Genomic DNA, 12,821 nt, shown 5'->3' with positions numbered 1-12,821 from the left:
GCTCGGTTATGGGCACGGGGACCCTAGAGGGGATTCGCATGAGTATCGAGGCACGCATAGCGGAGCTATACAGGGAGCATGGCCGGTTGGTTGTTGTGCCCGGCTTCTTTGTGGCCGAGAAACTTGGCTCTGACGCGGAAGTGATGGATGCACTTCGCCACCTGGATGAGGCCGGCAATCTCCGCGAGTATGACGTGCTGACTTGTCCGTACCGGCATGTCGTTGCGGAAGGAAGTCCTGCAACAGTACGTCAGTACGTGCTTCACCGGTGCATGCGGAGAGATTGCCCCACAAACGAAGACGGCGCAGATGAGGAAGATGAGGAGTACATGAATTTTGTATTTCCTCGCTTTCAGATTACGAGCTTGTGGAAGAGTCGTCTCGACGAAGCGCCGCAAAAAAAAAGCCCATCGAGCCAGAACTAGCTGACCTGCCGGAGCTCAAGGCCCCTCCAGGGAGTATTCCAGGCGAGAGTCCGTATGTGGTCAATAATAACTTCTTTGATTTGTCTGGTGCTACCTTGCCGGCGCTGCGGTCTCTGCTCGAGGCTGGGGATCTTGCTGTTGCAGATCGTGGGTCAAAGATTGGTCGCGTCAATCAACGAGGTGTGATTGATGCGCTTGTAGGCTTGAAGAATGTGGCCTCTGCGAGAAATGGGGTTGATATGGAATTTGAACTCTCGACGGTTGTTGCGAATGCGATGGTTGTGATGGGTCCATACTTGCCGGTGCTTGCCGGTGTTGGCAGGAAGGTTGCGGAGGGGGCGGCCAACAAGGTGGGAGAGTCGGCATTTTCTGCTGCGCAGCGACTGTGGAGTAAGGTTGGGAAGAGGCTGCTTGAGCGCCCTGGCTCTCGAGATGCCATTGAAGTTCTCGATAGGACCCCTGGCGACGAGGATGCCAAGGGGGCTCTTCGGATGCAGCTCAGGGCGCTATTGGCAGCCGATGACGCCTTGGCTCGCGAGGTCTATGGGCTCCTTCAAGAGTCCGCGGTTCAGGAAGTCGTTCTGCTTCGATCTCATGCGGGCAATATTGTCCAAGAGAGTTTGGGTGGGCCAGTGAAGAACTCTGTTCATATTACGGATGGCTCGGCCAAAGATATTACGCAAAGGAAGACATAGGCTGAGTCGGTTGCTGGGTTGAGGGGGGCGTTCTTGGAGTCCGTGAGGGCGTTCTGGGGCGGCGGACGAAGTCCTTGGCCGCTGTCATGCTGGCCCCATGCGCGATTTGTCGGAAAGCGTAGTGGTTTCGGCTCTCAATCATGCCCGCACCGAGGCGCCGCTCGAGTCCTGCGGCCTCGTCGTCTGCGTCGCGGGCGAGCTGACGTACCGGCCGTGCCGCAACCTGGCTGAAGGACAGGCCCACTTCATCCTCCACCCGGAGGACTACGCACGAGCGGAGGCGGAAGGGGAGGTGCTGGCGGTGGTGCACTCCCACCCCAACGCGGCCCCGGAGCCGAGCGAGGCGGACCGCGTCAGCATGGAGCGCTGGGGCCTGCCCTGGCTCATCGTCAACGTCCCCGTGGGCCACTGGAAGCTGTGTCACCCCACCGGGTACCGGCCGCCGCTGGTAGGCCGCCCTTTCAGTCACGGCGTCCTCGACTGCTTCTCTCTCATTCGCGACTACTTCCAGGAGCGGATGGGCATCGAGCTGCCCGACTTCCATCGGCCGGACGGCTGGTGGGACAAGGGCGGCAACCTCTACCTGGAGGGGTACGCCCAGGCGGGCTTCGTAGACGTCACCGGCCAGCCCCTGCGTGAGCACGACGTCCTCCTCATGCAGCTGCGCGCCCCGGTGCCTAACCACGCGGGCGTCTACCTGGGGGCGGACGTCGTCCTCCACCACCTCCAGAATCGCCTCTCTGGAAGGGAGACGTACTCGGGCTTCTGGGAGCGAATCACTCGGAAGGTCGTCCGACACCGCACCCTATGCTGACAACGGTGGTTCTCGGAGGTCCGCTGGGCCGGCAGTTCGGCCGCGTCTGGCGGTTGGACTTGAGCGTGCCTTCGCCCGCGGAGGCCGTGCGCGCGCTCTCGGCGGTGTGCGAGGGCTTCGCGCGCTACCTGGTGGAGCACAGCGCGCCCGGCTTCCACGTCTTCGTCGGCAAGCGCGACGTGGGCCAGGACGAGCTGGCGCGCCCGGCTGACGCGCCCGTCATCACCGTCATGCCGGCCCTGGCCGGGGCGAAGGCGGGCGTCTTCCAGGTGGTGATGGGGGCCGTGCTCATCGCAGGCGGCGCGGTGCTCTCGGCCTACGGCTTCGGTGTGGGTACGCCCCTCATCACCATGGGCGCGTCCCTGGTGGTGGGCGGCGTATCGCAGATGCTCTTCGCACCGCCCGCGCCTGCGGCCCCGGACGAGGAGCCGAAGAACAAGCCCAACTACGCCTTCAACGGGCCGGTGAACACGCTGGCTCAGGGCCACCCGGTGCCCATCTGCTACGGCGAGCTGGAGGTGGGCTCCTGCGTCATCTCTGCGGGCATCGTCACCGAGTGGAGCGAGGGCGGAGGGTTCGGCGGGAAGCACGGAAGCGGGCAGACGGGGCCAGGCGGGCAGGGGCCCTCGGGCGGTGGGTGTCCGGCGCCGTGGGTGCCCATCCTCCTTGCGGAAGGGCGGGAGGTGCCCGCTGGTGAGGTGGAGGTGGGCATGCGCGTCCTCACTCAGCACGAGGCGACGCTGCGGTGGGGCGCGTACCCCGTCACGGACGTGGCCTTCCTGGAGGCGGAGTGCTGGCGGCTCGAGCTGGAGGACGGCCGCGCCTTCGTGGGCACGTACAACCACCGCGTGCGCACCGAGGCGGACTGGGTGGAGCTGCGGCACCGGTTCCCGGCGCGCTGCTGCTGGGCGCCCAGCCAGGCGTGGTGCGGGAGGTGGTGGCGTGCGGACGTGGGCCGGTGGTGCGCATCACCGTGGACGGGGCGCACACGTACCAGACGCTGGGCTTCCTCTCGCACAACGCCAAGCGCGCAGACCCGGAGGCACCTCATGAAGTCGAAATCTGAGCTGGGCCCCGTCATCGGCTACGGCGGTGCGAATGGGGGCAAGGGCGGCGGTGGTGCCCAGCGCACGCCCGTCGAACTCCCGGACACGCTGAAGTCCACCAACTACGCCCGCGTGCTGGACTTGCTGTGCGAGGGGGAAATCGTTGGCCTGGTGGACAAGCTGAAGTCCGTCTACCTGGACGGCGTCGTCGTCCAGAATCCCAACGACACCTACAACTTCCGCGACGTCACCCTCTACGACGTGCAGGGGACGCAGGGGCAGGAGTACATCCCCGGCTTTCCCTCCGCAGAGGTGGAGTTCTCCGTCAACACAGAGGTGAAGCGCAACGAGCCCGTCGTCCGCACCGTCAGCGACGCCAACGTGGACGCGGTGCGCATCACCGTGCAGGTGCCGCAGCTCACCTTCCAGAGTGCCCTCACCGGCGACTTGATGCCGTCCTTGGTGCTCATCGCCATCGACGTGCAGAGCAACGGCGGCGGCTTCGTTGAGCAGGACCTGGAGGGGGCGGGAGTCATCGCCGGCAAGTGCACCAGCCCCTACGAGCGGACGTACCGGGTGGAGCTCACCGGCAGCGCGCCGTGGGACATCCGCGTGCGGCGCCTCACCGAGGACAGCACGCAGGCCAACCTGCAGAACAAGACGCTGTGGAAGTCCTACGCCACCCTCATCGACGAGAAGCTCAGCTACCCCAACAGCGCGCTGGTCGCCCTCCAGGTGTCCGCGCACCAGTTTCAAACGGTGCCCACGCGCTCGTACCGGATTCGGGGGCTGAAGGTGCGGGTGCCCAGCAACTACAACCCGCTGACGCGGGAGTACTCGGGCACGTGGGACGGCACCTTCAAGGTGGAGTGGACGGACAACCCGGCGTGGTGCTTCTACGACTTGCTGACGACGCGCCGCTACGGCCTGGGCCGCTTCCTCAACGAGTCCCACGTGGACAAGTGGGGGCTGTACACCATCGGCCGCTACTGCGACGAGCTGGTGCCAGACGGGAAGGGCGGCCAGGAGCCGCGCTTCCGCTGCAACCTCTACCTCCAGACGCAGGCGGACGCGTACCAGGTGGTGAACAACCTCGCCTCCGTCTTCCGGGGCATGACGTACTGGGCCAGCGGCGCGGTGTACGTGGCCCAGGACGCGCCCCGGGACGCCGAGTACCTCTTCACCCCTGCCAACGTGGTGGACGGCTTCTTCACATACTCCAGCAGCGGCCGGCGCGCGCGCCACACCGTCGCGCTGGTGACGTGGAACGACCCGGCCAACCACTACAAGTCGGCGAAGGAGTACGTGACGGACGAGGACGGTCTGCGCGAGTACGGCTACAACCCCACCGAGGTGGTGGCGCTGGGCTGCACCTCGCGCGGCCAGGCGCAGCGGGTGGGCCGGTGGCTCCTCTTCACTGAGAGGCTGGAGACGGAGACGGTGGTGTTCCGCACGGGCCTCGAGGGCGCCCTCCGCAACCCCGGGGCTGTGGTGAAGCTCCAGGACCCGTACCGGGCCGGGCGACGCTGGGGTGGGCGCGTGGTGGCCGCCACAGCCACCCAGGTGGAACTGGACACGGACGTCACGTTGGAGGCGGGGAAGACGTACTCCCTATCCGTGGTGATGCCGGACGGGACGGCGGTGGAGCGCGAGTTGGCGCCCGCGGCGCCGGCGCCGTACCGGGCCCTCACCGTCGCCACGCCATTCCCTGTGGCGCCTGCCCGGAATGCCGTCTGGGTGCTGGCGGCGTCGGACCTGGCGCCCACCACGTGGCGGATTCTCAGCGTGGCCGAGGTGGAGCCGCACCTCTACGAAGTCACGGCGCTGCGCCACCACCCGGGGAAGTACGACGAGGTGGAGCTCGGCGTGAAGTTGCAGCCGGTGCCCACCTCCGTGCTGCCTTCCTCGGCGCCGCCTGCGGAGCTGGTGCTGGGGGAGAGCCTCTACAAGACGACGAATGGCGGGGTGAAGGTGTCCCTCAACGCCCGCTGGGCGCAGCGCCCCAGCGCCACCGAGTACGTGGTGCGCTGGCGGGTGGACGGGGGCAACTGGACAACGGTGACGGGGGTGCAGACGCACTTCTGGGAGCTGCGCGACATCAACCCCGGCGCTTTCTCCGTGCAGGTGGCGGCCGTCCTCAACGGCTTCGTTACCGCCTACGCCGAGGCCTCGCTCAACGTGCAAGGCAAGCTGGCGCCGCCCTCGGACGTGCAGGGACTCGGCTACACCCTCAACGGCAACACCGCCACGCTGCGGTGGAACGAGATTCCGGACCTGGATCGCGACACCTACGAGCTGCGCTACGGCGGGGCGGACTGGGCCTCGGCCACCTTCATCTCCAAGGTGCGCGCCACCGCGCATGAGTGGCCCGTGCCTGGGCCTGCGGACCACGTGGTGCGCGTGAAGGCCGTCGACACCACGGGCAACTACTCCACCAACGCCACCACCGTCACCGTGCGCGCGGCGCCCACCACCCCCGCGTCCGTCACCATGACGGTGTCCTCCACCCCTCCACCGTAGAGAAGAAAGCATGCGCTCACGCGAGAAAGAGTTGCAGGGCGGCATCGACGTGGACATCACGCCGGGCGAGCCGAACCCGCGCGTGCTTCGGCCGCGGCACTTCGACATTCGCTGGGAGCACGTGGAGACGCTGCCCGCGCACCTCCTGCTGGGCTTCAGCGTGGCCGTCTACGAGGGGGACGACCCCAACAACACGGACACCTACCTCCTGGAGTCGGTGCGAGTGGGCCCCTCTGAGCGCCGCGCGGTGGTGTCACTGCGCCTGGCCTCCACGGTGGAGGTGAAGTGCGCCGTCCAGGCCCTGTACTCCAACGGCACGCAGAGCGACTGGCGCGTTCTCGGGGGCGCGGTGGTGGCGGACCCGGACATGGTGAAGCTGGCCACCGCGAACTTGAAGAATGTCCCCGCTGCGGCCGCGCAGGAGGCATCCCGGAATGCCGTGGGCGCATTCACCGAGTCCTTCGAGCGCTCGCCCTTCGACTTGGGCAACTGGGAGCGCAACCCCTTGCTGGCGCCGCCGGCGGCGTCCCTCGTTTCCGGCCAGGGCTATTCCGGGGGCAACGCCCTGCGGTGCACCAACGCGGTGTGGATTTACTCCACGGTGAAGCTGCCGTACGACCCGTCGAAGCTGTACCGCCTGCGCTGCCGCGTGCGGCAGTTTCAGGAGCCTACGTCCGGCGGGAAGGCGGTGTATTGCGGCTTCGTCGGGTGGGCAGCGGACGGTGTCACCATGGTGAACGCGGCCGGCCTCAATGACTTGGGCAGCCAGCACTACTACTGCATCTCCGGCGCGCTGCTGCCGGCGTCCACCGGGTACAGCGAATTCACCGGCTGGGTGAAGGGGCTGTCCGCCAACGTCACGGAGAACTGGCCCTCGCAGGACCCGCGCAACCCTCGGCCCATGCACCAGGCCACGCGGTACGTGTCCCTGGTGCTCATCGCCAATCTGGACGCCGGCAACGGCGTGACGGACTTCGACTCCGCAGTGGTGGACGTCTTCGACGAGTCCGCCACCCCGCGCGTGTACACGGCCCTCAACCCGGACGGCAGCATCTCCTACAACGTCGGCATCTCCGACGGGAGCGGGGCGCCGCGCACCATCGCGAAGGGCCGCCAGGCGCAGCTCGCCGCGCACGGGGCCTACGTGGCCTTCAGCCCGCCGTTTCAAAACACGCCCATGGTGCTGCTGCGCGGTGGACTCACGCACGAGCCGCGGGCGAAGTGGGGGCGACGGGCAGCGGCAGCGAGACGGGGACCTACAACGCGGCGCTGCCGACGTACGATGACACCCAGGCGATTATGAATGGGGGCAGCGGCTTCACGCTACGCGCTCGGCTGCGCCAGCGCGGCGGCATCGTCACGGCCCGGGCGAACAACCCCGCCAGCTCGTCCAACCTCGCCACCGGCATCGGCTCCACGGTGGAGGTGGTGCTCAGCAACGCCCCGGCGACGAACGACCAGTACGCGCTCCGTTTCAATGCCACCATCTATCTGCTGACGCCCCCGCGCACCGGCGAGATGGGGGCGGGCGGGAGCTGGGAGCCGGGCTCCGCCCAGGGCAGCATCGTCGTGGCGCTGGACAGCCTGGACGTGGGGCAGTCCTGGGTGGAGCGCGCGACAACCACCCTGTGGGCCAACTCCAACAACAACACCGTCAACTGGGTGCAGTCCGTGAACACGCACATCGGGGAGGTCCTGACGGCTGCGGCGCCGGGGCTTGGCGCAGCGGACCGGCTGCGCCTGCGCATCAAGTCCGTGTCCGTGCCCGCGGGCAGCAACCAGCCCACCGCGCACGTCTGGCACTCCAGCGTGGATGCTGGGGCGGGCGTCACCTACAGCACCTCCACGGACCAGTACGCGTCGAAGACGCCGGACGTGGGCGACATGCTCTATTGGGAGGCGCTCGACGCATGACACCGTGGAAGATGAAGACGCTTAAGGACCACCTGGATGCCGCTCGCATGCATGCTCCGTCCGCGCTGCTGCGCGCCAAGTCGAGCGAGCCGGCGCGCGGTCCTGCTGGAGAGGTGCTTCGCCCCAACCAGGTGGACGAGCCGGAGAACCCGTTGCGGCCGTGCCCCTGTGGGCGGCGGCAGCAGGCGGACATGATGGCGGACGTGTCCATGGCGCCGCCGGCGACGCGCGAGGCGTGGGGGCTCGTCCCGGACGCGGACTTCATCTGCGACGGGTGCCTCAACGGGATTCACCTGCGCGGACTCGCCACCCGCGAGGAGATTCTGGAGGTGCTTGGCGCGCCGGCCCCGCTGCTGCAGTTCGTCCGTGTGGCCCTACTTCGGTCAGGCGCCGCTTCAAGGGGCTGATTCGGTGGGCGTCATTGCGTCTGGATTGCGGCCATCACTGCCTTGGTCCAGGGGGTCTTGCACTCAGGAGGCGGTCGTTTCGCGACGGACTCCGACTCACACCGACTCGCTGCGAATAGGGAAGGATGGTCACATGGCAACGGCACGAGTCCTGCCGCACTCAGGTCGGCATTCGCCTTGTCCACCGTGCTTCTGTAGGCGGGTTGTGCCTCCAATACCTTCATCAGGTCGTCATCGGATACCGGGCCGCCGTCCCGAGCCGTCGCCAACTCAGGCATGAGCACGCGCACCATTTTGTGCGCGCAAATGTTCAACGAGCGGGCCGTGGCAAGTGCGACCTTGGGGTCAATCTTGTCTTTGGCCTTTGGCCCAGCCCAAATGACATGACACCCACCCAGGACGGGACGCTGCATCACGAATCCACGTCCCGTTCCTCGGAGCGCGACAAGCTGCCCCTTCGAGAGTTTGGCCACGGTTGTTATCTCGTTCTTGGGGACATGGCACATGACCGCGTGGAGTATCTCGCCCACGTCGAGCGCGACGAGGATGTTGTCGGCCACATCCTTGGAAATGTCGCGGACGATCCCAGTGACCACAAGGTCTTTGCCCCGGTACTTCAGATCCCCGGCGACCTCATTGTCCGAGTAGGCCTCCCACAACTCGCGCGGGCTGACATGCGGAACAATGGGCGCGGGCGGTGAAGGTGGCGGTTCTTCGGTGGGAGCTTGTGCCTCCCCAATGGGTGGGCTCACTTGGTCTGTCGAGGAGGGTGTCTCCTGTTTGCATCCAACCAATGACAGTCCAAGGACAAGCCACCACGCGCGCATGTGCACCTCCGGTTTATGGAGTGGAACTCACCACGGCCTGCAGGGTGGGGCAAGGGGGCCGATCACGAGGGCTGACACACCCCTACGCCTGCGAATCTATAACATGTGGGATAGTGCTCAGGCGGTCACCCCAAGGGGGTATTCAAATCCAGGCCGCCCGCGTGTGTGCTTCCGAGCATGCCCGCCCTCGCTCGTAGCGTTCCACTTCGGACGTTCGGTTCCGAGCCGAAAAAATGGCCGCAGGAGCTGGATTTACCGCCCTGCGAGTACTGCGGGGGGCCGTGGCACACGCTCGCCGCCAAGTGGGGATGGCACCACGGGGACCCCACCGAGTTACGTGGGAACATCCTCGCTGGCCGCAAATCGAAGGAGCACCCCTGGTATACAGGGCGCTGGTCCATCGCGGCCCACCACCTCATCTGCTCGGAGGCCATGGCGGATGACGAACAGTGGGAACGCTTCTGCCGGGATTTCGGCTACGACATCAACCGGCGAGAGAATGGCGTCATGCTGCCCATGGTCATGACTGTGGCCTGCGAACTCCACGTCCCGGTCCACATCGGCCCCCACTCGGGTGGGTGGGCCTTCGACATGGACCTTGCGTACCCAGACGCCGTGAAGCAACTGCTGGCAAGCGTCGCCGAGATGGCCGCGAGTGGCGGCTTCTGCGCGAATCCCGCGGGGCTTACGGCCAAGCTGGACAGGCTGAGCCGCACGATTCTGGGGAAGGTGGCCGGCGGAAAGTGGACGCTCACGACCGATGGGCTGGACTACCAACCTGGTGGGAGCGGCTGTGCTGGAGTTGAGAGCATCCAGGACAAGCCGCGCCGGGCATGCCCTACAGGGCGCAAGCATCGTACCGTTCACGCAGACACCGGGGCGGCCCTCCAGCGGCGAGCGCTCCAGGTGGGGGAGTAGACCATGCAAGACGACTACTTCGTCCTATTGCGCGCTCGCTCCCAACACCATCCCCTATTGTCGTGGGACCAAGGGTACCTCCCGTTCCTCCGGCCGAAGCCTGTGCAGGTCGAGGAGCCCGTGAAGTTGAAGCTTGGGGAGCCGGTTCCGCCCCAGCCCGTCATGGCCGACTTTCACAGCCTGCCTGCTCCTGTCGTGTCCACGCGGCTGAAGGAAGCCTTCGAGGCGGCGGCTCTACACGGAGTCCAACTCGTGCCCGCGGACGTGCAGGTGGGTGACTCCGTGTTGCGCTACTGGCTGCTCCACATGTGGCGACGGCTCGCCTGCATGGACAGGGTGCGCTCGCGCTTCGAGTTCGACGAGGACGGCGACCTCCTGCTGAGCCTCGACAAGCTGTTCCTCGACGAGGCCGTGCTCGGTGAGGTGCCGCTCGAAGAGCGACTGGCGTTTCGGCTCGCCGAGTCCGTGGTCCACGTCTTTCACCGGACGGTGGTTGAGCGGGTGCTCGCCCTGTCACCGCCGCCGGAAGGGCTGCGCTTCATCCCCGTGGCGGAATGGGGCGACTCGTCGGCGTTCCGCTGACGAGCCCCACCGGAGCGCAGTTCGCGACACCGAGACCGGATAGAGCGGCGTTTCGTCGATTCTCCGGGCTCACCGGACGGCGTCCTCGCATCCCGTGACGATGCGGCTTCATGGAGCTTACCACCGAGGTCGCGGTTGTCATGTTCGCGGCCAGCAACGTCGTCGTCCCCATCCTCAACGGCCTGTTCTCGCGCCGCCAAGCGAAGCACGAGGCGGCTGTCGAGCAGGTGCCTGTCCTTGAGCAGCGGCTCAAGGCGCTGGAGAAGGAGAGGGTGGACGCCGGTCAGGTGCCCCTGCTCGTCCAGCAAATGGGGGCCGTTGCCGCGGACGTGAAGGACATCAAGGCGGACCTGCGCCGGGTGGGCGAGCACGAGTCCGCACTGCGGCTGGTGGACCTGCGCCTCAAGGCACTGGAGACGTGGCAGGCCGAGGCCCGCCCGCAGCTCGCTCGCGCAGCTCACGACTCGCACACGCTGATGGGCGAGCGCAACGCGCTCCGTCACCAGCACACGGCCAGCCTCGTGGACCCGCAGAAGGCGGCGAGGTCCACGCCGTGAGCCTTCGCCCTCCGCGCGCTCTCGTCTCCACGCTCGCCGTGGTGGCGTGGCGCGCTCCCCTTTCACTCGCAGCACCCCAAGAGCACCGCATGTCCCAGCCTGCAGACGAGCATGATGTCGACGACTACGTGCCCGACACGACGCCGGTGACCGTTGAGCAGTTCCGGGCCGAGGCGGAAGAGATGCTCGCGAAGAACGGAGGCAACCCCGAGTCGCTCGGGATTCTCCTCCGCCACTCCATCCATCCGTTCGGCTACGAGCGCGCCTTCGATTACATGCGCACGTGCGCCGACCTCACCGGCGAGTCGCTGACGGCGGATGGCGTCTGGGAGCGCGGCGCGCAGGGAGAGCTGTGGCTCGCGAAGGCTCGCGCCGTCCGCGCGGCGCAGCAATCGTCGTCCACGCAGGACTCCGCATCCTGACCCACGACGCCCCTGGCGTCCTCTTCCACTGGAGTCCCCATGTCCCAACTCCCTTCTCGTCTCTTGCGCTGGCTTCCCACCGTGGAACCCATCGCCTCGCTGTACCGCCTGGACCCGCTGCTGGTGCTCGCCGTCATGGACAGGGAGTCCCTGGGTGGCGACGCGCTCACGCCCAAGGGCCCCAGCGGCACTGGGGACCATGGCCACGGGCGCGGCCTGATGCAGGTGGATGACAGGGCCCACAAGGGCTTCGTCGCGGCCGTGGACGACCTGGGCCGTCCGCTGTGGCAGGACCCGGCCATCAACGTGCTGTACGGCTGCCGTCTCCTGCGCCGCCTCATCGACTCCCTGGACGGATACGAGGCCGGCGCGCTCGCTGCGTACAACGCAGGCCTGGGCCGGGTGCGCTCCGTGCTGGCACGCGTCCCGGTTGATGCCACTGATGAGCACCGCCTGGTCATGGTGGACAGCGTCACCACCGGACAGGACTACGCCAGAGACGTCCTCTCGCGGCGCGAGCGCTTCGCTGGCTCGACGCCCACTCCCGCCGCGTCCGGCGCTTGAGCGCCCGCACATACCTCCCTGCCCGGCGTCTCGGCGCCGGGCTTCCCCGCAGTCCAGGAGTACCCCATGAAACAGAAGCTGAAGCTGCTCGCCGTCGCCACGGTGGCGATGGTGCTTTCCGGTCCCGCCGTCGCGCTGGCCCAGGCGACGGGCACGCCGCCTGCGTCCATCCTCGACTCGCTGCTCACCCCCACCGCCATCGGCACCGCGCTGGGCGTCCTCGTCGGCGCGGTCGGACTCTTCGGCGCCGGCACCTGGCTGACGGCCACGCGCAAGCGCCGCATCGCCCTGGCCTTCCACCATGCGTACAACATCGTGGAGGATGTCGCGGCGGAGGACCCGAAGGAGAATTTCGCGGACAAGGCAGCGAAGGGACTGAAGTTGGCCGATGACTGGCTGAAGGCCAACGGCTGGCGCCCGCTGAAGCCGCACGAGCAGGCGCTCGCGAAGATGGAGTTCAGCGCCATGCACGGCGCCCAGAAGGCGGAGGAGAAGGTGCGCGCGAATGCGGCAGCCGCGGCGCTCATTGCTTCGAGCAAGCTGAACGTGGAGGTCGTGGCGGCGGTCCCCTAGACGCCCCGCGGCGAGCCGTGGTCGCGGGGCTGGATCGGGTGTTGTCCGACGTCCCGGTCCGTACCGGCTATTTCGAGGCCCAGGCCGGAGTGTCCAGCCTCTCCGGCGCCTATGTGCGCGGCGAGCTGGGCGCGCGGCTGACACCGAGCCTGGGTCTGTTCGGCTTCGCCGAGGCCAACGCCCGCGAGCGGATGGCGGGCGTTGGCGCGCGGTGGACGTTCGGTTGGTGAAATGAGGAGGCCCGCTCCAGGACATCGGAGCGGGCCGTCGTCGCTAGAAACCTGCGTCTTCCAGGTCCTTCAGGCACTGCGCAATGTCGCGCTTGTTCTTTGCAAGGCGGTCCTCGACGCGAGCCGCCGGTGACTTCTGAGTCAACGTTGCCAGCGTCATGGGCACGGCTTTCAGTATCTCCAGCAGTTGGGTGTCGGCGAGGATGTCCGCGCGCAGTTGGCGGTACCGTTCGATGTTGGCCGTCATGGATTCCCCCTTGGGCGTCATTGCCCGAGGGGAGGCTACGCGCACATGGCCAGCTCTGGCGAGCGCCTCAGGTCCGCGGG

At 67.1% G+C, this 12,821-nt stretch carries 16 protein-coding genes; 14 read left to right on the top strand and 2 right to left on the bottom strand.

Annotated features, from left to right (window positions below; translation table 11 throughout):
• Nucleotides 1–38 precede the first annotated feature (38 nt).
• From QEG98_RS27820 to QEG98_RS27790, 7 genes are all read left to right on the top strand, one after another.
• On the top strand, nt 39–425 hold the full coding sequence (locus QEG98_RS27820; protein WP_316563440.1) for a hypothetical protein: 387 nt from the start codon (nt 39–41) through the stop codon (nt 423–425).
• On the top strand, nt 368–1,120 hold the full coding sequence (locus QEG98_RS27815) for a hypothetical protein (RefSeq protein ID WP_316563439.1): 753 nt from the start codon (nt 368–370) through the stop codon (nt 1,118–1,120). Before QEG98_RS27820 ends, QEG98_RS27815 begins: the two co-directional genes overlap by 58 nt.
• Before the next feature lie 121 nt (nt 1,121–1,241).
• Nucleotides 1,242–1,934, top strand: a complete 693-nt coding sequence (locus QEG98_RS27810) for a C40 family peptidase (RefSeq protein WP_316563438.1) — start codon at nt 1,242–1,244, stop codon at nt 1,932–1,934.
• 5 nt (nt 1,935–1,939) lie between these two features.
• Nucleotides 1,940–5,500 carry a phage tail protein gene (locus QEG98_RS27805; protein WP_316563437.1) on the top strand — a complete coding sequence of 1,187 codons (3,561 nt, stop codon included), beginning with the start codon at nt 1,940–1,942 and terminating at the stop codon, nt 5,498–5,500.
• A gap of 10 nt (nt 5,501–5,510) precedes the next feature.
• The gene (locus QEG98_RS27800) at nt 5,511–6,803 is read left to right on the top strand and encodes a hypothetical protein (protein ID WP_316563436.1); all 1,293 of its coding nucleotides are present in this window, start codon (nt 5,511–5,513) and stop codon (nt 6,801–6,803) included.
• A complete protein-coding gene (locus QEG98_RS27795; RefSeq protein ID WP_316563435.1) occupies nt 6,800–7,414 on the top strand; it encodes a hypothetical protein in 615 nt (204 codons plus the stop codon). The genes QEG98_RS27800 and QEG98_RS27795 overlap by 4 nt, the downstream gene beginning before the upstream one ends.
• The gene (locus QEG98_RS27790; RefSeq protein WP_316563434.1) at nt 7,411–7,821 is read left to right on the top strand and encodes a hypothetical protein; all 411 of its coding nucleotides are present in this window, start codon (nt 7,411–7,413) and stop codon (nt 7,819–7,821) included. The genes QEG98_RS27795 and QEG98_RS27790 overlap by 4 nt, the downstream gene beginning before the upstream one ends.
• An 11-nt stretch (nt 7,822–7,832) precedes the next feature.
• Here the strand turns inward: QEG98_RS27790 and QEG98_RS27785 are convergent, their stop codons facing one another.
• A complete protein-coding gene (locus QEG98_RS27785) occupies nt 7,833–8,573 on the bottom strand; it encodes an OB-fold protein (RefSeq protein ID WP_316563433.1) in 741 nt (246 codons plus the stop codon).
• A gap of 252 nt (nt 8,574–8,825) precedes the next feature.
• On the opposite strand from QEG98_RS27785, the gene QEG98_RS27780 reads away from it, so the two are divergent.
• From QEG98_RS27780 to QEG98_RS27750, 7 genes are all read left to right on the top strand, one after another.
• Nucleotides 8,826–9,566 (top strand): AHH domain-containing protein, encoded by a 741-nt coding sequence (locus QEG98_RS27780; protein WP_316563432.1) that lies wholly within the window; start codon nt 8,826–8,828, stop codon nt 9,564–9,566.
• A 120-nt stretch (nt 9,567–9,686) separates the two neighbouring features.
• On the top strand, nt 9,687–10,148 hold the full coding sequence (locus tag QEG98_RS27775; RefSeq protein WP_316563431.1) for an imm11 family protein: 462 nt from the start codon (nt 9,687–9,689) through the stop codon (nt 10,146–10,148).
• A 110-nt stretch (nt 10,149–10,258) separates the two neighbouring features.
• Complete coding sequence (locus tag QEG98_RS27770; protein ID WP_316563430.1) at nt 10,259–10,705, top strand: hypothetical protein; 447 nt, start codon at nt 10,259–10,261, stop codon at nt 10,703–10,705.
• Nucleotides 10,706–10,794: 89 nt separating this feature from the next.
• Nucleotides 10,795–11,127, top strand: coding sequence for a hypothetical protein (locus tag QEG98_RS27765; protein ID WP_316563429.1), 333 nt, complete (start codon nt 10,795–10,797; stop codon nt 11,125–11,127).
• Nucleotides 11,128–11,208: 81 nt separating this feature from the next.
• On the top strand, nt 11,209–11,691 hold the full coding sequence (locus tag QEG98_RS27760; protein ID WP_316563428.1) for a transglycosylase SLT domain-containing protein: 483 nt from the start codon (nt 11,209–11,211) through the stop codon (nt 11,689–11,691).
• A gap of 66 nt (nt 11,692–11,757) precedes the next feature.
• Nucleotides 11,758–12,264, top strand: coding sequence for a hypothetical protein (locus QEG98_RS27755; protein ID WP_316563427.1), 507 nt, complete (start codon nt 11,758–11,760; stop codon nt 12,262–12,264).
• Between the two features lie 38 nt (nt 12,265–12,302).
• Complete coding sequence (locus tag QEG98_RS27750; protein ID WP_316563426.1) at nt 12,303–12,494, top strand: hypothetical protein; 192 nt, start codon at nt 12,303–12,305, stop codon at nt 12,492–12,494.
• A gap of 43 nt (nt 12,495–12,537) precedes the next feature.
• Here QEG98_RS27750 and QEG98_RS27745 read toward each other — a convergent pair whose 3' ends face one another.
• A complete protein-coding gene (locus QEG98_RS27745) occupies nt 12,538–12,741 on the bottom strand; it encodes a hypothetical protein (RefSeq protein WP_316563425.1) in 204 nt (67 codons plus the stop codon).
• Between the last annotated feature and the right edge of the window lie 80 nt (nt 12,742–12,821).

This window comes from Myxococcus sp. MxC21-1, from assembly GCF_032612255.1.
GTDB classification, from domain to species: Bacteria; Myxococcota; Myxococcia; order Myxococcales; family Myxococcaceae; genus Myxococcus; species Myxococcus virescens.
This window is presented reverse-complemented; position numbering and strand designations above follow the sequence as displayed.